Annotated in this window: 23 protein-coding genes and 1 other RNA gene; 19 read left to right on the forward strand and 5 right to left on the reverse strand. The window is 37.3% G+C overall.

The window, feature by feature from the left end; genetic code table 11:
- Window positions 1-58 precede the first annotated feature (58 nt).
- Window positions 59-1657, forward strand: a complete 1599-nt coding sequence (locus tag SDEL_RS02305; RefSeq protein WP_012856252.1) for a sensor histidine kinase — start codon at window positions 59-61, stop codon at window positions 1655-1657.
- A 68-nt stretch (window positions 1658-1725) separates the two neighbouring features.
- Here the strand turns inward: SDEL_RS02305 and SDEL_RS02310 are convergent, their stop codons facing one another.
- Window positions 1726-2232 (reverse strand): hypothetical protein, encoded by a 507-nt coding sequence (locus tag SDEL_RS02310; protein ID WP_012856253.1) that lies wholly within the window; start codon window positions 2230-2232, stop codon window positions 1726-1728.
- A gap of 74 nt (window positions 2233-2306) precedes the next feature.
- Here SDEL_RS02310 and ssrA point away from each other — a divergent pair.
- The 5 genes from ssrA (at window position 2307) to SDEL_RS02330 (ending at window position 7308) form a co-directional block, all read left to right on the forward strand.
- Window positions 2307-2684: a transfer-messenger RNA gene (gene ssrA, locus SDEL_RS11750) on the forward strand.
- Between the two features lie 187 nt (window positions 2685-2871).
- A complete protein-coding gene (locus SDEL_RS02315; protein WP_012856254.1) occupies window positions 2872-4122 on the forward strand; it encodes a tyrosine-type recombinase/integrase in 1251 nt (416 codons plus the stop codon).
- A gap of 4 nt (window positions 4123-4126) precedes the next feature.
- Complete coding sequence (locus tag SDEL_RS02320) at window positions 4127-4843, forward strand: hypothetical protein (RefSeq protein WP_012856255.1); 717 nt, start codon at window positions 4127-4129, stop codon at window positions 4841-4843.
- A 114-nt stretch (window positions 4844-4957) separates the two neighbouring features.
- Entirely contained in the window at window positions 4958-5137 is a 180-nt protein-coding gene (locus tag SDEL_RS02325) for a helix-turn-helix transcriptional regulator (protein ID WP_012856256.1), read from the forward strand.
- Window positions 5138-5316: 179 nt separating this feature from the next.
- The gene (locus SDEL_RS02330) at window positions 5317-7308 is read left to right on the forward strand and encodes a DEAD/DEAH box helicase family protein (protein ID WP_012856257.1); all 1992 of its coding nucleotides are present in this window, start codon (window positions 5317-5319) and stop codon (window positions 7306-7308) included.
- 595 nt (window positions 7309-7903) lie between these two features.
- Here SDEL_RS02330 and SDEL_RS02340 read toward each other — a convergent pair.
- Window positions 7904-8164 (reverse strand): helix-turn-helix transcriptional regulator, encoded by a 261-nt coding sequence (locus SDEL_RS02340; protein ID WP_012856258.1) that lies wholly within the window; start codon window positions 8162-8164, stop codon window positions 7904-7906.
- A gap of 108 nt (window positions 8165-8272) precedes the next feature.
- Here SDEL_RS02340 and SDEL_RS02345 point away from each other — a divergent pair, with 108 nt between their 5' ends.
- The 7 genes from SDEL_RS02345 (at window position 8273) to SDEL_RS02375 (ending at window position 17480) form a co-directional block, all read left to right on the forward strand.
- Complete coding sequence (locus SDEL_RS02345; protein ID WP_012856259.1) at window positions 8273-9127, forward strand: hypothetical protein; 855 nt, start codon at window positions 8273-8275, stop codon at window positions 9125-9127.
- A gap of 18 nt (window positions 9128-9145) precedes the next feature.
- Window positions 9146-10120, forward strand: coding sequence for a hypothetical protein (locus tag SDEL_RS02350; protein WP_012856260.1), 975 nt, complete (start codon window positions 9146-9148; stop codon window positions 10118-10120).
- Window positions 10121-11714: 1594 nt separating this feature from the next.
- Entirely contained in the window at window positions 11715-12881 is a 1167-nt protein-coding gene (locus SDEL_RS02355; RefSeq protein ID WP_012856263.1) for a Fic family protein, read from the forward strand.
- 90 nt (window positions 12882-12971) lie between these two features.
- Entirely contained in the window at window positions 12972-13409 is a 438-nt protein-coding gene (locus SDEL_RS02360) for an NfeD family protein (RefSeq protein ID WP_012856264.1), read from the forward strand.
- A gap of 11 nt (window positions 13410-13420) precedes the next feature.
- Window positions 13421-14335 (forward strand): SPFH domain-containing protein, encoded by a 915-nt coding sequence (locus SDEL_RS02365; protein ID WP_012856265.1) that lies wholly within the window; start codon window positions 13421-13423, stop codon window positions 14333-14335.
- Between the two features lie 70 nt (window positions 14336-14405).
- Window positions 14406-16028 carry a YcaO-like family protein gene (locus tag SDEL_RS02370; RefSeq protein ID WP_012856266.1) on the forward strand — a complete coding sequence of 541 codons (1623 nt, stop codon included), beginning with the start codon at window positions 14406-14408 and terminating at the stop codon, window positions 16026-16028.
- Between the two features lie 111 nt (window positions 16029-16139).
- A complete protein-coding gene (locus SDEL_RS02375; RefSeq protein ID WP_012856267.1) occupies window positions 16140-17480 on the forward strand; it encodes a GntP family permease in 1341 nt (446 codons plus the stop codon).
- A 78-nt stretch (window positions 17481-17558) separates the two neighbouring features.
- On the opposite strand, the gene SDEL_RS02380 is transcribed toward SDEL_RS02375, so the two are convergent.
- Window positions 17559-18782 carry a DEAD/DEAH box helicase gene (locus SDEL_RS02380; RefSeq protein ID WP_012856268.1) on the reverse strand — a complete coding sequence of 408 codons (1224 nt, stop codon included), beginning with the start codon at window positions 18780-18782 and terminating at the stop codon, window positions 17559-17561.
- A 127-nt stretch (window positions 18783-18909) separates the two neighbouring features.
- On the reverse strand, window positions 18910-19344 hold the full coding sequence (locus SDEL_RS02385; protein WP_012856269.1) for a hypothetical protein: 435 nt from the start codon (window positions 19342-19344) through the stop codon (window positions 18910-18912).
- A 167-nt stretch (window positions 19345-19511) separates the two neighbouring features.
- On the opposite strand from SDEL_RS02385, the gene SDEL_RS02390 reads away from it, so the two are divergent.
- Window positions 19512-20567 carry an EAL domain-containing protein gene (locus tag SDEL_RS02390; RefSeq protein WP_012856270.1) on the forward strand — a complete coding sequence of 352 codons (1056 nt, stop codon included), beginning with the start codon at window positions 19512-19514 and terminating at the stop codon, window positions 20565-20567.
- A 45-nt stretch (window positions 20568-20612) separates the two neighbouring features.
- Here the strand turns inward: SDEL_RS02390 and hcp are convergent, their stop codons facing one another.
- Entirely contained in the window at window positions 20613-21947 is a 1335-nt protein-coding gene (hcp, locus tag SDEL_RS02395) for a hydroxylamine reductase (RefSeq protein ID WP_012856271.1), read from the reverse strand.
- Between the two features lie 300 nt (window positions 21948-22247).
- Between hcp and SDEL_RS02400 the strand changes: the two genes are divergently transcribed.
- From SDEL_RS02400 to SDEL_RS02420, 5 genes are all read left to right on the forward strand, one after another.
- Entirely contained in the window at window positions 22248-23546 is a 1299-nt protein-coding gene (locus SDEL_RS02400; RefSeq protein ID WP_012856272.1) for an OprD family outer membrane porin, read from the forward strand.
- Window positions 23547-23722: 176 nt separating this feature from the next.
- Complete coding sequence (locus SDEL_RS02405) at window positions 23723-23950, forward strand: ribbon-helix-helix protein, CopG family (protein WP_012856273.1); 228 nt, start codon at window positions 23723-23725, stop codon at window positions 23948-23950.
- Window positions 23951-24202: a type II toxin-antitoxin system RelE family toxin gene (locus SDEL_RS02410; protein ID WP_012856274.1), complete on the forward strand. Its 252-nt coding sequence runs from the start codon at window positions 23951-23953 to the stop codon at window positions 24200-24202. It abuts the gene before it with no gap.
- 114 nt (window positions 24203-24316) lie between these two features.
- On the forward strand, window positions 24317-24532 hold the full coding sequence (locus SDEL_RS02415) for a ribbon-helix-helix domain-containing protein (protein WP_012856275.1): 216 nt from the start codon (window positions 24317-24319) through the stop codon (window positions 24530-24532).
- Window positions 24522-24776, forward strand: a complete 255-nt coding sequence (locus tag SDEL_RS02420) for a type II toxin-antitoxin system RelE family toxin (RefSeq protein ID WP_012856276.1) — start codon at window positions 24522-24524, stop codon at window positions 24774-24776. Before SDEL_RS02415 ends, SDEL_RS02420 begins: the two co-directional genes overlap by 11 nt.
- The last annotated feature ends 97 nt before the right edge of the window (window positions 24777-24873 follow it).

Raw genomic sequence — 24873 nt, forward strand, 5'->3', positions numbered from 1 at the left:
AAGAAAGAATGACTATGATTCTTCCTCATTATTATAGCAGTCTCAAGCGGAGTTGTTTGTGAAAATCATCAAAGAAAGTAATATCTCAAATATTATTATCGTCAGTACTATTTTTATCATCAGTTCATTAATGCTCTTTAATGGGTACTTTTTTATCACGAAACAGTATGAGATTTTGGATGCGCATATCGAAGATACCAAAAAAACATTTGTGGAAAACAAACGTAATCTTCTTAAACGAGAAGTGGATGCGATTATTGAGTTTATTCAGTTTAAAAAAAGTACGTTTCCTATCTCTTCAAGGAGTGAAGAGAAAAAACTGAAAGAAGAGGTGTATGCGTGGATTCGTCATATTCGCTATGGTGGACAAGAACATAATTATATCTTTGTCTATCAGGTAGAAAATATAAAAGGGGGTGAACAGTTTGCAAAAATGCTTATTAACCCCAATCGTCCCGATTTGGAAGGGCAATACATTTCAGATAGTTATACCGATGAAAATGGTAAAGCCTTTCGTAAAATCTTTTTGCAAGATATCCACGAGAAAGGGTTTTCATTTGTAGAGTATTTGTATAAAAAGCCTGAAAGCGGTGAGATTCGTCCTAAAGTTTCCTATTTTAAACTGTATAAAGCATGGAATCTCATTATCGCAGCGGGGGTTTATACGGATGACATTGATGAAGAGATTGCACTTGCGAAGGCAACGTTTAAACAAAAAATGAATTTAGAGATTACCTCTGCGATTATTATTTTCTTACTCTTTGCACTTATTGCCAACGCATTTGCGGTGATGCTAGGTAAACAAATCGAGCGTTTTTTAAACAGTTACCATGCGCAAGTGCAGCAAAAAACATGGGAGCTTGAAAATCTCAATAAAACCCTAGAGAGTCGAGTGAGCGAGGAGATTAAAAAAAGCAGAGAACACGAACAGCTTTTGATTCAAAAAGCAAAATTTATCGCTTTAGGAGAGATGATTAGCAATATAGCGCATCAATGGCGACAGCCCCTTTCCCAACTCTCCGCACTGCTCATCACCCTTAAATTAAAATATACCATGCGTACGCTTGACCAACAGAGTATGGATACCAAATGTTCAGAAGCGGAGACGATTGTCGAGTATATGTCACATACGATTGATGATTTTCGTAATTTTTTCATGCCCAATAAAGACCAAAAAGCATTTAGTATTAAACAATCCGTTGAGGAAGTTTTACGGATTATTGGAAAATCCATCACCAATCAGCACATTACGATTGAAGTGAATATTGAAGAGGATGCTTTTATTTTGGGGTATAAAAGCGAGTATGAACAAGTGCTGCTTAATTTGCTCTCCAACGCCAAAGATGCCATTATTTCCTCGGGAAATAAAAAGGGGAAAATCATCATTACCCTTGAAAATCATGCGAAGAGTACGCAGTTGGTTGTAAAAGATAATGGAGGTGGCATTACGATTCGACCGATAGAGAAGATTTTCGAGCCTTACGTGAGTACCAAAGAGCAAAATGAGGGGACAGGCATTGGACTTTATATGGCAAAATTGATTATTGAGAAGAGCATGAAAGGAAGACTAGAAGCTCGAAATGAAAAGGATGGGGCTGTTTTTATTGTAGAAGTTGAGAAAGGCTTCAAAGAGGCGCTTGGCGGGACACCTCTTTGAAAATAAGAAGAAAATATGAAATTCGCTTCTGGAAGTATAGAAACACAAAGTAAACGATCGGTTAACAATCAGTTGAGGCGGATAGACTCTTCTTGTGGCACACTTAAAACTTGATGGGCTTTGTCTCGTTTACCTGCTGAGGCAGGTTCATGCGCTTTTTTCTTTTTGGTATAGACGGGAGAGGGTGCGATTTTGCCATTTTTAAAATAGGCAGCCTTAATTACGAACATTTCAGAGACACGCATACCATCAAAAGAGGCATAGACTAAGTCGCCTTCATTGGCAAGAACCGATTTGTGGTTAAAGTTGACATACGGCAATTTGCCATTGGTGGTTTCAATGCCATCAATCTCATAATTCCATCCCTCGCCATTGCCTGTTTGTTTGAGTGAGAGAATCACCCCTTTTATGTAGTTTTTTCCTACGAGGTTTGAAAGTTTGGGATTGGTGTTTGTTTTTTGATTAGAAACATTTTTTGTGTTAATCTCAGGGGCAGGTGTCTTGGGTTGTGTGGTACAACCTTGCATAAAGAGCAGTAAAAATGTTACACAAAGAGACGATATAGTCTTTATCAAAGGGTATCCTTTTATATTTTTTGCGATTATAGCAAAAAAGTCGTTTTATTATGGTAAAATTGCGTTCCTTCGATGGGGCTGACATGGCTTCGACAGGAGTAGTTTTAGCTTATGGCTGCATGTCGGGAGTGAGGGTCTTCCGTTACACAACCTTCAAACAATAACTGCTAACAACAGTAACTATCGTCCTGCTTACGCGCTAGCTGCGTAAGTTTAACAAATAATGGACTGCTCTCCCCTTTGATGCTATCTTAGGAGGTCTTGGAGAGTATCATAGATTTGATAGCTATATTACATGAACGCCTTTACATGTAATGAAGTTAAAGGCTCGTTTTGCGTAGTTTTCTGATTGTTGTACGAAGCAAAATTAAACACTATCAACAATATCTAAGCATGTAGACGTCATAGGTGGCTATTTTTGGACTGGGGTTCAATCCCCCACAGCTCCACCATGAAAGAAATCTCAACCAATCTTAAATGATGCAAAGAATCCCTTTAAATAGGGATTTTAAAGCATATTCTAATCTCATTTAGTTTAAAATACTCTCAATAAATCCCATCCTTTTAGGTACGTTTTTAGATACCTAATTCGTATTTTGGATTTACTCCATCTAAAAACGTACATTAAAGAGGTTCAAAATGCCTAAAATAAGCACTTCTCTACTCACAGATAAAGAGATTAAGAATTTTAAACCCGAAGATAAGCCCTACATAAAATCTGACATTAATGGACTTAGAATACTTATCCATCCAGATGGTCGCAAGATATGGGAATTTGTTTATACAAGCCCAACGCTATATAAAAAACGCAAATCAACCTTTGGAACGTACCCAAAAACCACCCTTAAAGAGGCAAGAGATAAAAGAGAAACGTACCTAAACCTCATCAAACAAGGCATAGACCCGATAGATGCACAACGTGAAGAGAAAGCTGAAGTAAAACTACAAAAAGAGAGTGATTTTTCAAACGTGGTCAATCTTTGGTTTCAATCGCAAGAGAGCCACATTGTTCACAGCACCTACAAAAAGAAGAGAGCCTTGTTTGATACAACTGTCATTCCTGTGCTCAAACATAAATCAATTGCAGAAATAAAGCATGATGAGCTTGTGCAAATTATCAAAATAAAAGCCATACAAACACCCGAAACAGCGAAAAGACTTTTAGGCTACTTTCATGACCTTTGGCAGTTTGCATGTACGCATGGTTATTGTGATTTTAATATCGTGCCAAACATTCATGCTAAAAGCGTTTTACCAAAAATAGTTAAAAAGCACTACGCCTGCATTACAGACCCATCCATCTTGAAACAGCTTGTAAACAGCATTTACACTTATGGTGGACATATTAGCACCAAAAATGCTTTAAAGTTCGTTTTACACGTTCCATTGCGTGCAGGTAATCTTGTATCGTTAAAGTGGGCATATGTGGATTTTGAAAAACACCTCATTACTATACCGCGCAAAGAGATGAAAGCCAAAAGTGGTGATGATTTTATTTTGCCTCTTTCAGACGAAGCCATAGCTATTTTGCAAGAGCAATATTTGTATACATCACACAAAGAATTTGTTTTTGTGGCTGACAATGGCTTGCACATTGATGAAGTGACACCAAGCAGAGCATTGCAACGCATGGGTTTCAATAACGAAACACTAGGCAATAAACAACGCTTACACAGCTTTAGAGCCACGTTTCGTTCTTTGGTTGATACACACCAAATGGAACATAGAAGCTCTTATGAAGCCAAAGAAAAAGTGCTAGACCATATTGTAGGTAGTGGCGTTGAGCGGGCTTACACCCAAAAAGCGATTTATACGGAAGAGATGCGCTTACTCCTTACATGGTGGAGTGGATACATCTTGGCAATGATGGACAGCCCTTTAAAAGGATAAGCACATGGAAGCAGTAAAAATATCATGGTTCCTTAGAGATTGTTACCCAGAAGGAACCAGTGACGAAGAGATATTACAACGAGAAGCGGAACTACAACGCACGCAAGATAGAAACCGTAAGCTATTCTATGAAGCCAAAGAGTATTTAAAACGAAATGGCTCTGGGTTTAAAGAGTTTACTCCTACAGATTATGTTCACAGTCTTACAAAGCAAAAACAAATCTATGATGCGTATTGTAAGGCTTTAGATCCAAAGCATGAGCCTATAAACATACGAGAGACACTAGGGTTAGACGAAGGTATCCCTCATGCTTTTGAGGACATCCAAGAGCTAGCTTATCATGCAGAACTCTTTTTCAAAACCATCTTCAATGTAGATTTAGAGCCAAGGGAGATTGGAGCATTGGCATGTGAAGCTAATTTTAAAGCCTACTTTGAAGAGGGATGTGACTACCTAGAAGATAGAGTAAAGCGTTACAAAGAGAACCTCACTATAATGGAGCAAGCATTTATAAATGAAAAAAAGATAAAAATTGCTTGCGAAGTATTGGATACCCTTGGAGTTAAACATCCTAGAGAGCTTGAGAGAGCCAAGTATGTTATAGACAATTTTCAAGCAAATCAAAAAAGAAAACTACTGATTGAAATCCTCAATGTTAACTTTCCATTTATAACCCAAACAACCGTTTTAAACAAAATTTATGAGAGCTCCCTACAATAGGGAGTCCTCAGATTTGCCCCTAAAACTACCCTCAAAATAGCCACCTTTTTCCCTTGAACATGAGACCCATAGCATTAAAATGCTCTCATCAAAACACAATGAGGAGCACTCGCTATGACACAGACACAAAACGAAAATATGCGCATTAAACAAGTAGCGGAAACCTATCCTGTTTCCAGAGCTAGCATTTGGCGATATGTCAAAGATGGGAAAATCAAGGCATACAAAATAACTGATGGCGTAACAATATTTAAACGCTCAGAGCTTGAGAGCTTTTTTAATGGCGAGAGCTAAGGTTAGCCAATGCAGAAGATTAGACTCTACATCGATTTTCAAGCAACAAGAAATCAGTATCGTTTACGTTTAAAGGGCTCTAATGATGTAGCCCTTTACTGTTCAACTAAGAGGGAAGCGATTAGAGCACGATTGTTTCTGCGTAAGGTAATACGTGCTTTAGAACCAAGGGGAGAATTATGAAACAAATCCAAGTCAAAAATAGCCCAGTAGCTATTGATAAATTTTGTAGTGAAATGAAAACTAAATTTGAAAGTTTTGGCATCTTTGCTTCAGAAGGAATTATGAAACTTCAAGAGCAGTTATGTGCTTCTTACAATAAAGTAATTAACGATAATCAAAGCGGAGAAGAACCTGTGATGTATGTTATGCCTCCCGCAACAGGAACAGGGAAAACTACAAGCATCAAGCTTTACTGTGCAATGATGCCTAAACATATAAGTGCTTTGATTATTGTCCCTAAAGTTGAACACGCAAAAGACGTTTGTAAATCAATCAATGACTATGCAAATGAAGAGATTGCCTATTGTTCTTATACTGTAACTGCTGATAACCCTGACCATAGCTTACGAGTTGAGATTGAGTCAATACAAAAGCATCGTATTATTGTCATCACCCATGAACGCTTTAGACGAGACATAAAATCAAAAAAATCAATCTTGGGATATGCTTCACCCAATGAAGAAAAAGATTGGTTGGGTCGAGTCGAGACTAAGAATAGAGATTTGATAATCGTAGATGAACAAATCAACATGATTGAGTCGGAGACGCTAGAGAGTTATGAATTAGAAAAGATGAGTCTTCTTGCAAGGCAACTACCAAACGAAGAGACTAAAAAAATAGTTAATACGATTGTTGCCATGTTGAAGAGCCTTATTGATGAGAGCCGAAAGATAACAGCTATCACAGAAGAAAAAAATATGGATTGGAATTTGTTTATTAGTCCACTCATTGAAGTTTTAAGCAGCAAGGACACATCTTGGTATAAACTATCAAGAGCAGAATTTTCCTTTCGTAGAAATTATAAAAAAGAGTCTAATGAGATTGAGCTAAGAGAAGGCTTTATAGATGCACTAAAAAGTTTATGTTTGATACTTGATAGAAAGATGTTTTTTCACAAGCATGGAACCAATTGGACACTTCATGGAGTGAATTTGCTTTACCATGAGTTTGGAAGCCTAGTTGTCTTAGATGCAACATCAGAAGTTAATAAAAAAATTGAACTGATGAAGGAATGGATTAGCATCAAAAATGAAAATCCAAAACATTTTAAAGCAGACAGACGATTGATTGAAAATATCAAAGTTCCAAATCCTAGAACCTACCATAATTGCAAACTTTACCTTTGTAAAGAAAATTGGGTACGACATTCACGCACTGGCTTAAACATAGACAATGAAGCTGAGTGTAAACTCACTTTAGCACCGTATGTCAAATCAATTAAATTAAACATAGAGCCACATGATGATGCTTTGATTATTACCTACAAAGACATAGCAATCACAATGAAAAGCTTAATTGGACTAGAGAATGCAAATGTAATTCATTGGGGGAACCACGATGCAACAAATGAGTACAGGCACTGCAATAAGGTTTTTATTGTCGGACTAAATCATTTACCATATAGCGTTATGTTTGAACAGTTTAGCTTTATTGTCGGTGGTGTAGAAACAGCTTATGAAGTTGAAGAAAATAGAAAAATAGAAATACCAAAACTTGCATCCAGTAAACTTGCCGAAGACATCATTCAAGGTGTCTTTAGAAGTAGAGCAAGGGTTTCAAAAAATCATGATGGAAGCCCAGACTCAACAGAGTTTTTTATCTTTTTGGGGAAGGAAACCAATAAAAACAAAGAGATAATTGATTTAGCTTTAGAAGCTATGCCAAATATTCAAGTTTTAGATTGGGAATTAAAACATTCTGTGGCGATGCCCCCAAAGAAAAATAAAGTTAGTGAGCAAATAGAAATGCTTATAGATGTTCTTGAAGCGTATGCCCATGATGGGTACAGTGACGTGCTTCGTGAAACCATTGAAAATAGAATGGCAGTAACAAAAGTAGTAATGAAAAGATTGCTCTCAAACCAAGTATGTATTAATGAACTTGGAAAAGCAGGTTTCAAATACGTTGCTGGAATTGGCAAAACTAAGTCAGTGTTCATAATGCCTTAAAGCCTAAATTCAGTGTGGACATTTTTCCCTAATAGAAAAGAAAAAACATTAGGGAATTTTGTCCACACTGAAATTGCTTAAAGTAGGGCTTTCCCTTCACTTTCTTGGCATTAAAAAGGAACCACCTTCCGTAGGCGTGGGAGAGCATTGGAATGAGGAAATGATAAGCCAAAAGCGACTGACTGACTTTGGCTTGCCAAAGGCGGGCAGTATCATTTTCGAATGGAACTGCTCTCTCTAAGCCTACGTTTATGAACAATAAATAAAAAAATAAAAACTTTTTTGGGATACCTCTCAAGCTAGCAACCAAAACAACAATTCCGCCCCTTAAGCCAAAGGCTCACCCCACCGAGGGGGTTCGCTTTCTTTGGCTTAAGAAACAAAATCAGTTTTGGTTGCGATACGAGAACCGAGAACAGGGGCAAAGGAACCAGAGTTGACTCCAAAGGAAGAGTGTAGCGTACCGCTTAACCACATGTACCTAATACACGCATACGAATAACATAATTTCTACCAATTTTGATTGGCTCAGCGTACTGATTAAATTTTAATCATATATACCAATTACGCGCAGACGAATAGCATTATTTTTGTCTTATTTAATTGGCTCAAAAAACTCATTTATTGAAACATTAAAAAGTATAGACAACCTAAAAAGATGCGACAAATTAAAATGCTTTCCATGTTTATAGTTTTCAATATTGGCATAAAAACCTGATGACTTTTGTCCGATAGATAGAGCCACCTCAAGTTGGCTCATCCCCTTTTCATTGCGTATTCTTTTTACATTATAGGAAACAGTTCTAAAAAACAAATCCTCTTCTTCTGCTGTTACTATATCGGGGATATTCAGCATATAACCATTCCTATAGATAATTTTCCCATAAGTTTAGTTGGAGTATAGTTTTCTATCAATTCTTTATAGAAATCATTCCTATAGGATTTTATCGGCTATTGGAGAATAATGAAGTTCAAATCACTTATCTTATTTTTTAAACAACTAGTCTTTTTACTAATTATGATTTTTCTACCTCATCAACTTATAAGTAAAACTGAAATAACTGAAAACACATTAAAGGCTTTTGACGAAGCATCTAGCAATCCAAAGAATGATACAACAGGGTTTCAATGGCAAGGTGTTGCTGGAACTGTATCATCTAAGTTATTATATTTCGACAACGAAGAGAAGCTTTTTAAGTCAAGGAACAAAGCTAGTACGGTAACCAAAATGGAAGCTATGCGACAAATTTATGATGATGCTAATAATAATTCCGAAATATCTTTTGATGACAAATATAAAGAACAACAAGGCTTTAGAAAAAACATACTAACTCCAACAATGGTTTATGATATGTTGGTTCCTCTTGGGGGTCAAGAGCAAGACATAAAGAATGTTTATGAAAGAGCAAAAAGCGAAGAACATCTTACTGCTTTGATTGCTGAAACAACAGATAAAATAAAAAGAAGAGAAGTACAAAATGAAATACTAACGGAAGGAGAACAAAATTTTGCACGTGTTGCATCATTAATATTTAGTTTGAAAGGTTTATTTGTCAGTTTACTCTTATTAATATTTTTTTATATTTTATACAAGCAACTAAAAAATCTCTTGGAAGCAATAAAACAACGAGTATGTAAATACAAAGTTCAAAAAATAGCAGAAGATGAAGCAATCAGAGCCACTGTTAATAAAGCAGTGAACGAAGATACCGAAGACGGGAAGGAACTACAAGAGCTTATCAATAAAGCAGTTGCAAAAGGCGATACTGAAACCGCTCAATCATTGCTAGCAATTTTAGAACGTAGAAAAGACAAATAATAGCATATGGATAGGCAGATGAAAAAAATTATTGTATTAATATTCTTAGCTTTTACTATTTTGGGGGCAAAAGAAGAAGCAATGCAGATTACTGTTGGCTCTGAAAAATTTTCTATTCCTACGCCAGATAATTTCATAGAAATTAGTAAATTAGCACCACAAATTGTTGATGCTTACAAAACCACACTTGGCTATAAAGCTAATATTCGAGGATATTATTTTATAAAGTCTGATTTTGAAAAACTGACAAAAAATGAAAACGCAAAGACAAAAGAAAGACGAGCAGTCATCTATACACCAACCGCTTATGAAAACATGAATATTAGCCAAAAGCAATTTAAAGAAATAGTCGATTCAACACTAAAAAAACTCAATATAGACGTTAAAAAAAATGATTTAACAAAACCCAATCAGACAATAGAAACCATACAAAAAAAAATGTCTATCGCAACAAATGAAGCCATTAAGAAAGTAAAGACGAATGGTGCTTCTGTTCTTGGTATATCTTTTGAAAATGAAAACAGCTTAGGATATACCATGCTGTTAAAATATGAAGATGAATCGAAAAAATCTTATATCCAAGTCATGGATGTGGGGATGATGTTCATCAATGGAAAAGTTCTAGTATCTTCATTTGCTACTGCATATGAAAAAGAAAGCGATATATCTTGGGTCAGACAAGAATCCAAAACGTGGGTGGATAAAATAATTACAATAAATGCCAACAAACCTACAAAGCAAAGATTATTTTCAACCTATACCTACGATGAACCAGCTACTAGACCAAGTTCTCTTGAGATGGACGAGAAAGAGAGAAAAGAACTCAATGAGTTTATTTCTAAAGGTGGTTTCACTGGTTCTCCAAAGACAACATCAGAACTTATTGATAAGCAAAAAGCACAATGGAAGAAAAATGCAGAAATAGAAGAAACCCGCAAAAAAGAAGTGTCGGGAGTGTCAACATTTTCAAGGTCATCCGAGGGGGTTGATTAGTTATGGGTAATGTATTTTCTTTCCTAATGACTTTAGTTCTTTTTGGGGTCGCTAGCATTTTTATAGTAGCATCTTCAGTTGTCTTAGAATACGTATTACCATTGTTATTGTTTTGTGGTTTAGTGTTAGGTTTAATTTTGCATATTGTAGACAAGAATAAAAAATAGCTTCAAAAAACTCTAAATTTGCATGAGATATTAGAGATGCACCTCATCTCCCACCCTCGAAATAACTATTTCCCCATAGGGCTTCACTAGAGAAGAGCCAAGCAGAAATATTTTTCTACAAAAGAAATTAATTGAACTTAGTTCTACTAGAGCCAAGGCGATTTAAAATCGCGTTCTGTACTGCCTAAAGGTTCATTTAAGGCTAAAATCGCCTTAAATTTATCTTGGTTAACGGATTTTAAATCCGAGTGATGTCAAAGCCGATTTCAAATCGGTGCTTAAACCAATTATAAGGATTTGAAATCCTTATGTGAACCTTGGGCTCAATGGCTTCGCTATTGGCTATCCAAATGAGAGAGCCAAAGGACTGCTGTCCAAAATAGGCATCAGTATGCCAAGTGGACAAAGGAATTAGATTGGCTGTCTTTAATGGACATCCAACATTAAAGCTAAGTAGACATGGACTGCTCGCCAAAATTGCTACCAGTATGCGTAATTGGCTCTAAGCTTACTATCCATAATGGCGAGTAAGCAAATGATGGTTTTGGGCTTCTACGAGAAATTCGTATTAAGCAAAGGGGGTCTTAGACGGCTCGCCAAAACGGCTAGCCGTTATACAAGTGGATTTGGTCTGCGCCATAACTCGTACACCATTGGCTCTGATACGCTAGCTAAAATGGTAACCGTGGCTCTAGTACGCTACTAATAATTCGTATCGTGCTTTGTGCGCTATCCAAAATTGCCATCGTCTATAACTTCTCGCCAAAATGGCGACAAGCATAACGGTTGTCCAAAATAGACATCTGTGTTTTGGACGGCTACTAGAAACAAGTAGCCGTTACACGTACAGTAAGGCTTTGGCTTTTGTGGTAGTTCTAAGGTCGTTAGGCTTAATTTTATAACTATTTTATGATACTATTCAATCTTGATAAATGAGAAATTAAAAACGTAAGATGTGATTTTAGGTACGTTGGAAGGTACGTTGTGGTTTTTAAAACAACGCTTAAATGCCTATATTTAGGTGTTAAAATGCTTTAAGTTCAATCCCCCACAGCCCACCATTCCATCAAAATTAACCAATAGACTTTTTTCATAACCCATTGAAAAAAGAGTATCGCTCATAGCACATCACTTTTTAAAATTAAAAACATCGCCATAGCTTTGGCTATGACTCAATTTTGAGTTTTAAAAATTAACGCACTCTAACCAAACTCTTTATCTTTTCAAGGGTTATGAAAGAAGTCTAATAAGAAAATTGAGCTAATTTTTTACAATTTTGAAGAAAATAAAAAGCACTGTAATCAAAAATATTGATAGCCTAAAAGGAAGTAGTGCACGGCTAGAAATGGAAGTAATTGAATCTTATCTTATAATATTTATTTCGATATAATGGTCATTCAAAAACATTTAAAGAGAAGTAGTTAAATATGATAGAAGAACTAGATAGTAAAAAAATTACGATTCCTGACCCATCTTGGGGAAGTGATTTGGCTAATATTATTTTGGATTTGGAAAAGCTAAGAACTCGACATCTTGGTGGCAATGTTCCTCCATATATTTTTTTTCAGCTTAAAAATATCTTTCAAATTTTAGAGACCTTAGGTTCTGCTAGAATCGAAGGGAACAACACCACATTATCTGAGTATGTTGAAAAACTTATTGATACCCATGTCAAAGACGAAAGTGATGATGAAATAAAAAATCTAGAGAATGCCATACAATTTATAGAAGAAAACACCGATGAAAAGACTTTTTTTAATCGTGCTTATATCTCAGAGATTCATAAAATTATTACGAAAGATTTAACCCCACCACCACAGGGGGAAGGTTCTAAATACTCGGGAGAACTAAGAAAACATGATGTGAGCATTAAAAAATCAGGTCACACTCCACCCGTACATTTTTTACTTCCTGAATACTTTGAAAGATTTGTAGAGTTCATCAATGAAGAATATAAAGAACAATATCAACTTTTGATGGTAGCTATTGCTCATCATAGATTTGAATACATCCATCCCTTTGACAACGGAAATGGTCGTATGGGAAGACTTCTAAATTATGCATTTTTAATAAAATTGGGATTTAAAGTAAAACAAGGAAGGCTTATCAACCCTTCTTCCGTTTTTTATACCGATAGAGACCAATACTATGACATGCTTTCACGTGCTGATAGTTTAGAAACCAATGATTTATTGGCATGGTGTGAATATTTTTTAAGAGGTCTAAAAAATGAGATTGAAAAAATAGATCATCTTTTAAAAAAAGAGTATGTGCAAAAAGAGATACTTTTACCAACGTTAAAAATAGCGCTTGAAAGAGAACATATCACAAAACAAGAATTTGACATCTTGTCTTATCTTATCAAAAAAGATGATATGGCAATGAAAGCTGAAGAGCTTAGTACATTTGGGATAACAGACTCCAAGAAAAAATCGTTAGTTATCAATAAATTAAGAGATAAAAAAATGATTGTTCCTATAACAGATGGTGGGCGAATATACACCGTACGCTTTGTAAACAACTATCTCTTGCGAGGAATTATGCAAGTGTTAAAAGAAAATGGGTTTGTATCTGATTTTTTGAATAATAACTAGCGCAAGACATGTTTTGGCTGTCCACAGCTCCACCATCGTAATTATCTTACTTTTTTGTATAATGCTTTTAAATTCTTTTTAGGAGCATAGATGATTTGGTATATTTGGGCAATTTTAGGTGTTTTTGCCATTGTCTTTGAGATTGCCACTCCTACGTTTTTTGCCATCTTTTTAGGCTTAGGCTTTTTTGGCTCCGCACTGATTTCCTACTTCGTTCAAGATTCTCTTATTTTGCAAATCATGGTAGCCCTTTTGGGTATGTTTGTGGGTGCCTTTGTCTTTAAAAAAAGGCGCATTGCTGATGTTCCCTCTTCTAAAATTGGACAATCGGATGAGTTTATTGGTGTTGGGGGCAAAGTGATTGAAACCATTAGCCCTGAAATAAAGGGACGGGTAAGGCTTGATATTCCTGTTTTAGGAAGCAGTGAGTGGGATGCCAAAAATATTGCCGATACAACCTTAGAAAAGGGTGTTTTGATTGAAATTGTTGCGATTCATGGGCATTATCTTGATGTTCATTCAAAATAAAAGGAGTTTACGTGTATAACCTCGATTTGAGCCTCTCATTTTTTGTGATTTTACTTTTAGCAGGAGCGTATCTGCTCTATCAAATGATTCGCATTGTGCCACAAGGCGAAGAGTGGGTCGTGGAGCGACTGGGAAAATTTCATACCATTTTAAAACCAGGGCTTAATTTTTTAATTCCTATTTTAGATCAGGTGCAGGTCAAACTGAATACCAAAGAGCTGATTCAACAGATGAAAGCGCAAGAGGTGATTACGAAAGATAACGCCGTGGTGATTATTAGTGCGGTGGTTTTTTATAAAATCAGCGACCCTGCCAAAGCGGTTTATTCGATTGATAATTTTGAATTAGCCGTGGCAAATATGGCAGCGACCACCCTTCGCTCCGTTATTGGAAATATGGAACTGGATGCTTCTTTGTCAGGCAGGGAAGCCATTAAAGCCTCCGTTTCGGAGAAAATTAGCGACCATTTAGAGCAGTGGGGCTTATCGCTGACGGCAGTTGAAGTTCAAGACATTCGCCCCAGCGATAATTTACAAGAAGCGATGGAAAAACAAGCCGCCGCAGAGCGAGAGAAAAAAGCACTCATTATGAAAGCTGAGGGTGAAAAGCAAGCCGCCATTGCCAAAGCAGAGGGCTTAAAACAATCGATGATACTTGAAGCAGAGGGAAAACTAGAAGCCTCACGCAAAGAGGCAGAAGCCAAAGTAGCCCTTGCCAATGGTGATCAAGCGGCGATGGAAGCCATTAGCTCACAAATCAAAAATGGTGATGCGCCTAGCTATCTTTTAGCTCAACGCTACCTTGATAGTGTGCATGCTCTAGCCAACTCAAATAACAGCAAAGTGGTCTTTATCCCTTCCGATTTAAAACACTCACTAGAGGGCGTTGCGGGTAATCTTAGCACGCTTTTTTCCACACTCAAATAATCTTTACATGTAAAAGAGTCGAAGGGCTTTTTTACATGTAAAACCAACACTTTTAAGGAACACCTTTTTTATGCATATTCTCTCCAAAAACGAATCATTAGAACACTCCATTGCAACCATGCAGCGCATTTTAGAAGAGCTTAATTTTGGGCTTCATTTTACAGAAGAGAAGCACCCATTAAGCCACTGTTACTCTATCAATCTTGCATCAAGCGAGGTTCCACAGCATATCTATTCTAACGGAAAAGGCGCACTCTCACTCGCTTCAAAAGCCAGCGCACTTGGTGAATACATCGAAAGATTGCAAACCAATAACTTTTTTATTGACTTTCATCTACCCCATCGTGCTTATTTTCCTGATGAAAAGGTGTTTGAATTTGGGGGAGATTATTTAAATGACTCCTTAAGAGCACTCTACAATTCCCAAAATGAGATGAGCGATGAGGACTTTGTTGATTTTAACAGTGATTATGAAGACAAAGTGGTTGCCCTTCCTTTTTTGAGCGAATTAACACAGGAGAAGGTCTACATTCCCATTAATATTTTAAGCAATTTATACGTCAGTAACGGACTGGCTAGTGGCAATACGCCTGATGAAGCCAAAGTACAAGCGCTCAGTGAGATTTTTGAGCGCTATGTGAAGTTTGAGATTATTAAAAATGGCTATGCCTTGCCTTCTTTTCCTGAAAAAATCATTGAGCAATTTCCAAAACTTTATGCCGATAGAGAAGCGCTACGAAGTGCTGGATTTTTGGTTGAAATTCTGGATGCTTCTTTGGGTGGAAAATTCCCTGTGAGCGCTATTTCACTCATTAACCCAAAAAACAACACGCTGTTTGTCTCTTTTGGAGCGCATCCTATTTTAGAGGTGAGTTTGGAGCGAACGATGAGTGAACTGATGCAAGGGCGAGGATTAGAAAATTTAGATACCTTTGAAATTCCTACCTTTGATATGGATTTAGTGAGCGATAGCTTCAACCTTGAGGCACATTTTATTGATTCTAATGGCAAAATGGGCTTTTCTTTTTTAGGTGAAAGCAAAAGTTTTTCCTATGCTCCATGGTCGTATAAAGGTGAGGGAAGCCAAGCAGAATACACCTTTTTATGCGAGATTGTCAAAGCAATGGGCAAAGAGATGTATCTTAGAGAGTACACCTATTTGGATTTTTACTCGTGTCAGATGATTGTCCCTAGTCTCTCGGAAGTTTATCCCATTGAAGATATGGTCTACCAAAATCGAAACATAGGAAAGTTTATTCGTCGTGCTGTTCTTTCCTTTCACACCTACCCAGCCGATGAGCTTTTGGAGATGGTCGAGTCTTTGGAAGATTCTTTGAATATGGAAAAATATCTAGGCGTCATCTTTGCGAACAACTTTCACATGTGCGATTTAAAAGCCCAACTGCATCTTCTTTTAGGAAATGAGGAAGACGCACTTGCCTATTTTGCGCTTAGTTCGCATCCGCTTAAAACACTTTTATGCGAAATGCTCCAATTTCGTCTTCAAAACCTTAAGTGGTCTGAGTATGCTTCCGCATTTTATGCACTTTTTGGCGAAGAAAACGTTTTACATGTAAAAGCTATTTTGGATAAAAAAGCCTATTTTATCGATGTTTCTTTACATGAACACTATGAAAATATGCTGAAAATGTACGATACTTTAGCCGAACAAAAAGCGAAAATGACTCTCTAAAAGAGTGTTACATGTAAGGATTTATTTCGCCAAAACTCACAGATTTTACACTATAATTCCTCATTCATTTAAAGAAGTCTATTAGATTAAAAACTTAAAAAAGGAGTGAGGATGCTCATCATCATTTTGCTGGTGGCTATTGGTTTTATCGTGCTTTCTACAAGTAAATGGAAGTTGCACCCGTTCTTGGCATTGCTGATTGCGGCGTATGGTATAGCCTTTAGCGTGGGAATGAAATACCCTGAGATTGCCAAAACGATTACCACAGGGTTTGGTGGTATTTTGGCGTATATTGGGATTGTTATCGTGCTTGGAACCATTATTGGCGTGGTGCTTGAAAAAAGCGGTGCGGCGGTGCAAATGGCAAATGTCGTCTTAAAAGTGGTGGGCAAAAGACGTCCTGTATTGGCGATGTCTATCATTGGGTATATTGTCTCGATTCCCGTTTTTTGCGACAGTGGTTTTGTTATTTTAAACGCACTTAAACGCTCTATGGTCAAACAGCTTAAAGTCTCAGGGGTTGCTATGAGTGTCGCCCTTGCGACAGGATTGTATGCGACCCATACGCTCGTTCCTCCCACGCCTGGTCCTATTGCTGCAGCGGGTAACTTGATGGTGGGAAATTTAGGTTTTGTGATTGTGGTGGGACTTTTTGTTGCTGTTTTTACCATGTTAGCGGGATATTTTTGGGCAATGAAACAAGGTAAACGCTATACCAGCGGGGAAGACCTTGATGTGGATTTGGAAAAAGATGACGATGTCCTTGCCAAATACGGGGAACTTCCTAGTGCCTTCAAATCTTTTGCGCCTATCTTTATTCCTGTCCTTTTGATGGCAATGGAAAGCATTGTTAAACTCTCTTTTAAAGATTCAAGCGATATGCTCTGGTATAAAGTCTTTGTTTTCTTAGGTAATCCAGCCAATGCCCTTTTTGTTGGTGTACTGTTTGCCAGTTTATTGCTACCAAAATGGGATGAAGAGACCCTCTCAGGTTGGGTAGGCGAAGGGGTAAAAAACTCGGGTGAGATTTTGATTATTACAGGTGCGGGTGGCGCTTTGGGTGCGGTACTTAAAGCCAGTGGTATTGGTGATTATTTAGGGGCGAGCCTTCAAACGCTAAGCCTTGGTATTTTTGTGCCTTTCATCATTTCCGCAGCCCTTAAAACAGCGCAAGGTTCATCTACAACGGCTTTGGTTGTGACTTCAACCATTATGTATCCGCTTCTAGCAAGTTTGGGTCTGGATAGTGAAATGGGTAAAGTTTTAACGGTCATGGCGATTGGTGCGGGAGCTTTAACCGTTAGTCACGCTAACGATAGCTTTTTCTGGGTGGTTTCACGCTTTAGCCAAATGGACGTTCCCACCGCCTATAAGGCTTACACGATGGCAACTTTAGTTCAAGGTGTTGTGACGATGGGCGTTGTTGCGTTGTTGGCTCTTCTCTTTTTATAGAAGAGCTCTTACAAAACGCTCAACGCAGGAAAGGGCTTTATTAGACTTCTTACAAAACGTATTTTACAAGAACTCTATTTATAAAAGCCCTTTTTCTCTTAACTTATCTTTTTTACTTTTTCGCTTCCCTTTGATAGGAGCGTTTCCTTTCTCTTTTTGAATCGCCTCGCCTACGAGTTCAAACCCTTTTATCTGCTCTTTAGTAAGCTTCAAGGCGCATCTTTTCTCTATCAATGCAAAATGTGCTTTATCCTCATGGTCAATCAATGAAATCGCCAAACCCTCTTTTCCCGCCCTGCCTGTTCGCCCAATACGGTGGATATAATCCTCACTGGAGCGAGGCAAATCAAAATTAATCACACAACTGACATCATCAATATCCAGTCCACGTGAAGCAATATCGGTGGCAAATAACACACGAATTTTTCGCTCTTTAAACGATTGAAGTGTCCACGTTCTATCTTCTTGAGCCAAATCACCGTGAAAGGATTCGGCGAGAAAACTGTGTTTACGAAACTTCACGGCGATATTATCAGCGGCACGCTTATTTGCCATAAAAACCAACACCAAATCCCAATCATTTTCACGCAGTAACTCACGCAAAAGCGGTGCACGATTTTCTTTATTGACCTCAATAACTCTTTGCGTAATTCGTTGTAGCGTTGGTGCTTCGGCTTCAATGCTCACTTCTATCGCACATGGGGTAATTCGTGAAGCAATGCGTTGCATTTTTTCAGGATAGGTCGCTGAGAAGAGAAGATTTTGACGTTTTTGAGGTAAGGATTCAAGAATCAATCCCAACTCCTGCTCAAAGCCTAAATCGAGCATTTTATCGGCTTCATCAAGGACGAAAAAGCTAACACGAGAGAGGTCCATCTGCTTTTTATTTAAAATATCCAGTAAACGTCCAGAGGTTGCCACAACGATATCACACCCTTTTTGAATCTCTAAGAGCTGTTCGCCTATCTTCTCCCCACCAATCACACTCACCACTTTTGGCTTTACATGTAAAAAAGAACTCAGTGCCACAAACGCCTCTGCCACTTGAACACACAGCTCTCGTGTTGGCGTTAAAACAAGCACTCGTATCCTAGCTTTTCCCTCGTGCGTTTGTGCGCTCCAGTTCTCCAAAATAGGCAAAACAAACGAAGCGGTTTTGCCACTGCCTGTGTGTGCCTTAGCGACAATATCTTTGTGTTCGAGTACAAGAGGAATCACGCTTTGTTGAATGGGAGTAGGGTGTGTAAATCCCAGAGCATGAACTGCTTTTTGAAGCGGTGATGAGAGGTGTGAAAATGGCATCTATCTGTTTCCTTGAAGTCTTTATGCCATTGTACGATAATCTAAAAGAGTTTGAAAGGTTAAGAGGGCTTTACATGTAAAAATAAAGTCAAGCCCACTTCTAAGCGTCTAAAAAGAACGTGATGAATTAAAAGCTCTCTTTAAAACTGATTTTTTTGACAACAAGATTGTCCAGTTCTATGATCGTGAGATGATCCTCTTTTTTAGGAAAGTAAGCCAGTGCTTTCTCATCTTCTAAAAGACCGATAGCATAAGGATACTTTTTAAATTTTGGCATCATAAACATGCTCATAACCATACTAGGAACAGCGGTTGCGTCCATCCAATACAATGCGTTGTTCTCACGAAGATAATTAGGATTGGCTTCTAAAAAGGTCTTAAGAGAAGAGCCTTGCGCTTGGCTATACGCAATGATAATCTGTTTTGTTTGTGGTGTTACCTGTACGGTTTTCTCAAATTGGTCTTTGATAAGAGGCGCTTGGAAGGTAGAGCCTTCTTGAAGTGTACTTGCCCACAAACCTAGAGGGAGAAGAAAAAAACAAAGGGTAGAGAGAAATTTCATAATGCATCCTTAATAATAAAAATTATTTAATTGTATCTTTTATAAGTAAATAATATTTTAACAAAAAGATGTTCATGCTTTATCGTTATATGTAACTTTGAAATTTTGATACACTACTACTAAAATATCATAGCTAATGGTGTGAAAGAATTTAATAAAGGATGTGTATGCCCTGTGTCAAATGCCAATCAATGCCGTTTATCTCTACGAAAAGTGGAGATGTGATTTTGAGTTGTGAGGTTCCAGAATTGTGTCAAAAATTGGTCGTTTTTTTTAAGGCAAAGTCGATTCGTTATAGTCTTGAAGATGCTTTTACAATGATTGTTATGGTTGATGGGTTTAAAACATTTTTAGAGTCTTTAACCCAAACCAATATATTTAATAAACTTGAAAAAAGTGGTATTCGTTGTCTTTTTTTGGAGCCTTCTCAGAGCTTAACGCCTACGGTTTTACGACAGATGCGAACACTTCAATATTATCATGATGTTATGGGGGCAAATGCTCTTGCTCTTTTGATTGAAAAGGGTGCTTTAACCACGCATTTTCAACCAATTATTGATTTGAAAAACGATACGATTTACGGATATGAATCACTTGCTCGTGGTGTTAACGATGATGGTTCGCTTGTCTATCCCGATACGCTTTTTCGATGGGCAAAAGAGGGCGATATGCTTTTTTATTTGGATAGAGCGTGTAGGGAAACCTCTTTAAAAACAGCAGCAGTGAAAAATATTCATGCCAAAGTTTTTATCAATTTTATTCCTACGGCGATTTACGACCCAGAACACTGCCTCCAATCAACAGTAAAATGGGCAAATCAATTAGAATTTGACCCTAAAAATATCATTTTTGAAGTAACAGAGAGTGAATACGTTGAAGATTTAGAACACCTTTCAAAGATTCTTCAATTTTACAAAGCGCAAGGGTTTAATGTTGCTTTAGACGATGTGGGAAGTGGGTACTCTTCTTTGACGATGATTGCTAAACTTCAGCCTGATATTGTAAAAATCGATCGTCAAATCATTGATAGAATTGATACAAATCCAGCCAATCAAGCGGTCTTTAAAGCCATTGTTTCTTTGGCAAAAGAATCACATATTTGTGTATTAGCAGAAGGTGTTGAACGTGTGGAAGAAGTGGCATATTGCGCTGCAAATGGAGCAGATTTGGCACAAGGGTATTACTTTGGAAGACCTTCAGCGGAGCCTGTTCGAAAATTGTAGGAAGAGAGCCTTGAAAATGGCTCTCTTATTTTTTACATGTAACGATTATTGAGCAGGTTTATTTATCAACAACTGATCCAAATCCGTTGCCATATCTCCTGTCAAATGCAAGTTAAAGTGTTCTTGTAAAAATTCAAAAATATCTTCATTGACAAATTGGGGTGGTTTTGGTCCAAGATAGATGTTTTTAATGCCAAGGCTAAAGAGCGCTAAAAGAATAAGAACCGCTTTTTGCTCCATCCAGCTTAGAACAATCGAAACAGGTAAATCATGGATTGTTACACCCAAAGCGTCTGCAAGAGCGATAGCAATATGCACAGCGCCGTTACTATCATTGCACTGACCTAAGTCTAAGTAGCGAGGAATTTCCGTTCCCTCAACCACACCAAAGTCGATGTCGTTAAATCTAAATTTACCACAGCTAGAGGTTAAAATCACGCAGTCATTGGGGAGGCTTTCTGCCATAGTTCGAAAGTATTCGCCACCACTTCCTGGAGCGTCACACCCTGCAATCACAAAAAATTGTTTGATTTTACCTGCTTTGATGGCATCAAGAATTTGTGGAGCAAGACCCAAAATGGTTTTGTAGTGGTGACCTGTCACGAGTGTTTCATCGCTATCAAATCCTATAACATCTGGCAAAGCAAGTGTTTGAGCGATCACTTCACTAAAATCATTATGATGAATTTTCTTACCCTCTTTAATGCCCACGATGTCATAGGTGTAAAGTCTATCAACATAGGTTGAAGTTGATTTTGGAGGTACGATACAGTTGGTATTGACGATAATCGTCCCGCCCCATTTTTCAAACAATTTAGTTTGGTCAAACCATGACTTACCGATGTTACCTTTGAGATGAGCGTACTTTCTCAGTTCTGGGTAACCATGCGCAGGAATCATCTCTGAGTGCGTATAGATATTGATGCCTTTGCCTTCTGTTTGTTTAAGAAGTTCTAAGAGCATATCGAGGTTGTGACCACTCACTAAGATAGCTTTACCTTCTGCTTTGTTTTGAGAGATACGCACAGGCGTTGGAACACCAAGGTGAGAGGTGTGAGCATCACTTAAGATATCCATCATTTTTACACCCGCAGAGCCGATTTTCATCAGTTGAGCGATGTGGTCGTCAAAGTTGAAGTTGACATTGGTCAGTGTAAAGTAAAGCGTCTCAGCGATGACATCATCGACCTCTTTGGTATTGGCGCCAAATTCATTGGCATGTCCTCTATACGCACTAAGTCCTTTAAGACCGTAAATCATAATATCTTGAAGCTTTGCTAGATTCGCATCTTTACCACACGTACCCACTTCTTGACCTTTAGAACCACAGCCACCGATTGCGCTCATTGAGCATTGATCACAAAACATGTTTAAAGACATTTTTTATCCTCTTTCAAAATTTTCGACATCTTAGCAAGACGAAAAGAGAAAAACATTGATTTGCCTCAAGCAAAAGTAAAAAAGAGTTTGGAAGTATCTCCATTGTTTATAGCGCATCACTTTTTAAAATTAAAAACATCGTCATCTATTCTTTTACATGTAAACTAAGTGTGTTACGCTTGAATCTTGAAAAAATCGTTACAAAATGATTTCAAAGAGGCTTTTTCCTGAAGGATTTATTGTAATTTAGAAAATTTTGTGATAGACTTTCCATGCCTTTAAAAAATTCAAGGAGACAATATGAAATTAGCTAAACTTAGCTTGGCGGCTATGGTAGTTGCAGGTCTTGCATCTAGCTCTTTTGCGGCAGATACATTGGCTGACGCATTCAAAAACGGAAAAGTAAAAGGTGAGATCAAAGCATGGTATTTTGACAAAACAGTTGAAACTGAAACTAAAACTGCAGATGATGAATATGCTAATGTACTTGCATTAGGTCTTGAGCTTAATTATGTAACTGATAGCTTGTATGGCTTCTATGCAGGTGCGACATTTCAAGGTGCGTCACAACCATGGATTGAAGATGATGCAAAAGCAAGATTTGATAAAGAAATGCATACAAGCGGTGCAGTGCTCTCTGAAGCATACTTAGGATATAAAATTGGCAAAACCAATGCAAAAATTGGTCGCCAGTACATTTCTACTCCATTAGTAAATGGTTCTGGTTCACGTATTTTTAAAGAGTCATTTGAAGGTGTGACTGTTGTCAATACTGATATTCCTCAAACAACATTAATCGCTGGTTATGTCAATAAATTTCAAGGTAGAACAAGTGTTGTTTCTGATAATGGTGATGGTGATGCTCCAACATTTGAAAAAAGAGCAGTATTTAACGGTTTTGATGTAGCTGATTTTGATGGTGCTTATACCGCAGCAATTATCAATAAATCAATTACAGGTTTAACCTTAACAGCACAATATGGAGTGTTTAAAGATGTTGAAGCATCCCCTACCGCAATTGCTGATGCTGATGTATACTACACAGAGGCAAACTATGTTCTTCCAGTTGCAGGCTTTAAACTAGGTTTTGATGCAAACTACAGAGGTTCACGCACTGACACTGGGTTAGATGCTAAGAATCTTGAAGGTGATATGTTCGGTGCGCGTGTATCTATTAAAGATCTTGCAGGTTTTGGTGCATCATTTGCAGCAACAACAACTGATAGTAATGATAACGTTATTCTTGGTATGGGTAATGGACCATCTTCTTATACAGGTACACTCATCCGTGCAAGTGCAGAAACAGCTAAATTAAACACAGATGCGTATCTTTTTACTGCAACCTATGATTTTAGTAAATTAGGTGCTACAGGTCTTGGTGTTTTAGCGCAATACGGTAAAATTGAACAAGAGAAAACAGGAACACTAAGAACTGCTGATACAGAATTAACTTCATATGCTGCGGCAGTTACTTATGACGTAGCAGCGCTTAAGGGTCTTTCTTTAGCTCTTCAATATGAGACTCAAGAGAAAGATACAGATGGTGCTAGCAAAGATGACACTGATGAGTTAAGATTTTTGGCAAACTACAAATTCTAATTTGTACAATGTTTACATCTTAGAGGGTGGCACTCGCCACTCTCTTTTTTTATTTCCCAAAATAGGGGTCAGGGCTTTACTTTACACTTTTAGTCACTATTGAAGTTAAAACTGCTCTCTCTTTTTGCACCATAGTATGCTATAATTGCAGATACATTACACTACAAGGCACTACAATGAAAAAAGCCATTAACATTCGTTTGGATGAAAACCTCATCCATGAAATAGATGCTTATGCAAAAGAGTTAGATAGAACACGTACGTATATTATTGAAAAAGCGGTGGGAGGTTATTTCGATACTTTAGATGAGATGATTTCCGATAAACGCATCGATGAAATTAAAAGTGGTCACATGGAAGTTTTTACCTTAGAAGAGACTGCAAAACGCTTAGGACTTCGTTAAGTGTATCAGATTATTGTTCCAAACATTGTGCTAAAAGAACTTGAAAATATTGACAAAATAAATCAATTACACATATTTGAAAAAATTAAAGAGTTAGAAGAAGGCAATTTTTCAAACGATAAAGCACTCAAAGGTAAATACAAAGGTAAATTTCGAAAAAGAGCGGGGAATTACCGCATTATTTACCTTAAAGAGAATGATTTGGTGTTGATTACACTGGTGCGTATTGCACATAGAAGCGAAGTCTATTAATCATGAAAGGGTAACCGTCGTGAAAATTACTTACACTCTGGAAAGATGAGAACATACTTTTAGCACCTTCTAAAAGTATGGTATAATATGGTAATTTGGCATAAGGATAGTAAAATGACTAAAAAAATAACGATAACTTTGGAAGAAAATCTTATTGATGAATTGGGTCTGGTTGCGCTTGAGAGTGGAAAGAAAAAAGCTCAAGTGATTCGTGAAGCTTTACAAGAGTACTTTGACGTGCAATCTATCAGTAAAACGGTGCAAGAGTATAAAATGGGAACATTAAAACCTCTTTCACATCACGATATAAGGATTGAACTTGGCTTATGAAATTGTTTATGACCCAAAGGTGCTTAAACAACTCAAAAAGTTAGACAAAGAGATAGCCTCTTTGATACTCGATGGCATAGAATCTTTTGCATCAAATCCTGTTTTGACCAAAATCAAAAAACTCAAAACACCTTTTGATGGAGCATATAGACTGAGAATAGGTGATTATAGAGTTATTTTTTACCACGAAGAAAATCTCATGCTTATTTCTAAAGTGGCACATCGAAAAGATGTTTACATGTAAAAAAGTTACCCCTGATTCTAATCAAAGACTATTTTTTCACCACTGCGTTTATTTGACTTTAGTCAATTTTTTTGTATACTTCTTTTTGTAACCAAAC

This window comes from Sulfurospirillum deleyianum DSM 6946 (assembly GCF_000024885.1).
GTDB lineage: Bacteria > Campylobacterota > Campylobacteria > Campylobacterales > Sulfurospirillaceae > Sulfurospirillum > Sulfurospirillum deleyianum.

What these genes read in the sequence shown, in the direction of transcription:
- hcp (WP_012856271.1), bottom strand. Translation starts at nt 21,947, where the DNA reads ATGTCTTTAAACATGTTTTGTGATCAATGCTCAATGAGCGCAATCGGT.
- SDEL_RS02350 (WP_012856260.1), top strand. Translation starts at nt 9,146, where the DNA reads ATGAAAAAAATTATTGTATTAATATTCTTAGCTTTTACTATTTTGGGG.
- SDEL_RS02330 (WP_012856257.1), top strand. Translation starts at nt 5,317, where the DNA reads ATGAAACAAATCCAAGTCAAAAATAGCCCAGTAGCTATTGATAAATTT.
- SDEL_RS02370 (WP_012856266.1), top strand. Translation starts at nt 14,406, where the DNA reads ATGCATATTCTCTCCAAAAACGAATCATTAGAACACTCCATTGCAACC.
- SDEL_RS02405 (WP_012856273.1), top strand. Translation starts at nt 23,723, where the DNA reads ATGAAAAAAGCCATTAACATTCGTTTGGATGAAAACCTCATCCATGAA.
- SDEL_RS02360 (WP_012856264.1), top strand. Translation starts at nt 12,972, where the DNA reads ATGATTTGGTATATTTGGGCAATTTTAGGTGTTTTTGCCATTGTCTTT.
- SDEL_RS02415 (WP_012856275.1), top strand. Translation starts at nt 24,317, where the DNA reads ATGACTAAAAAAATAACGATAACTTTGGAAGAAAATCTTATTGATGAA.
- SDEL_RS02355 (WP_012856263.1), top strand. Translation starts at nt 11,715, where the DNA reads ATGATAGAAGAACTAGATAGTAAAAAAATTACGATTCCTGACCCATCT.
- SDEL_RS02325 (WP_012856256.1), top strand. Translation starts at nt 4,958, where the DNA reads ATGACACAGACACAAAACGAAAATATGCGCATTAAACAAGTAGCGGAA.
- SDEL_RS02375 (WP_012856267.1), top strand. Translation starts at nt 16,140, where the DNA reads ATGCTCATCATCATTTTGCTGGTGGCTATTGGTTTTATCGTGCTTTCT.
- SDEL_RS02320 (WP_012856255.1), top strand. Translation starts at nt 4,127, where the DNA reads ATGGAAGCAGTAAAAATATCATGGTTCCTTAGAGATTGTTACCCAGAA.
- SDEL_RS02340 (WP_012856258.1), bottom strand. Translation starts at nt 8,164, where the DNA reads ATGCTGAATATCCCCGATATAGTAACAGCAGAAGAAGAGGATTTGTTT.
- SDEL_RS02390 (WP_012856270.1), top strand. Translation starts at nt 19,512, where the DNA reads ATGCCCTGTGTCAAATGCCAATCAATGCCGTTTATCTCTACGAAAAGT.
- SDEL_RS02315 (WP_012856254.1), top strand. Translation starts at nt 2,872, where the DNA reads ATGCCTAAAATAAGCACTTCTCTACTCACAGATAAAGAGATTAAGAAT.
- SDEL_RS02400 (WP_012856272.1), top strand. Translation starts at nt 22,248, where the DNA reads ATGAAATTAGCTAAACTTAGCTTGGCGGCTATGGTAGTTGCAGGTCTT.
- SDEL_RS02385 (WP_012856269.1), bottom strand. Translation starts at nt 19,344, where the DNA reads ATGAAATTTCTCTCTACCCTTTGTTTTTTTCTTCTCCCTCTAGGTTTG.
- SDEL_RS02380 (WP_012856268.1), bottom strand. Translation starts at nt 18,782, where the DNA reads ATGCCATTTTCACACCTCTCATCACCGCTTCAAAAAGCAGTTCATGCT.
- SDEL_RS02345 (WP_012856259.1), top strand. Translation starts at nt 8,273, where the DNA reads ATGAAGTTCAAATCACTTATCTTATTTTTTAAACAACTAGTCTTTTTA.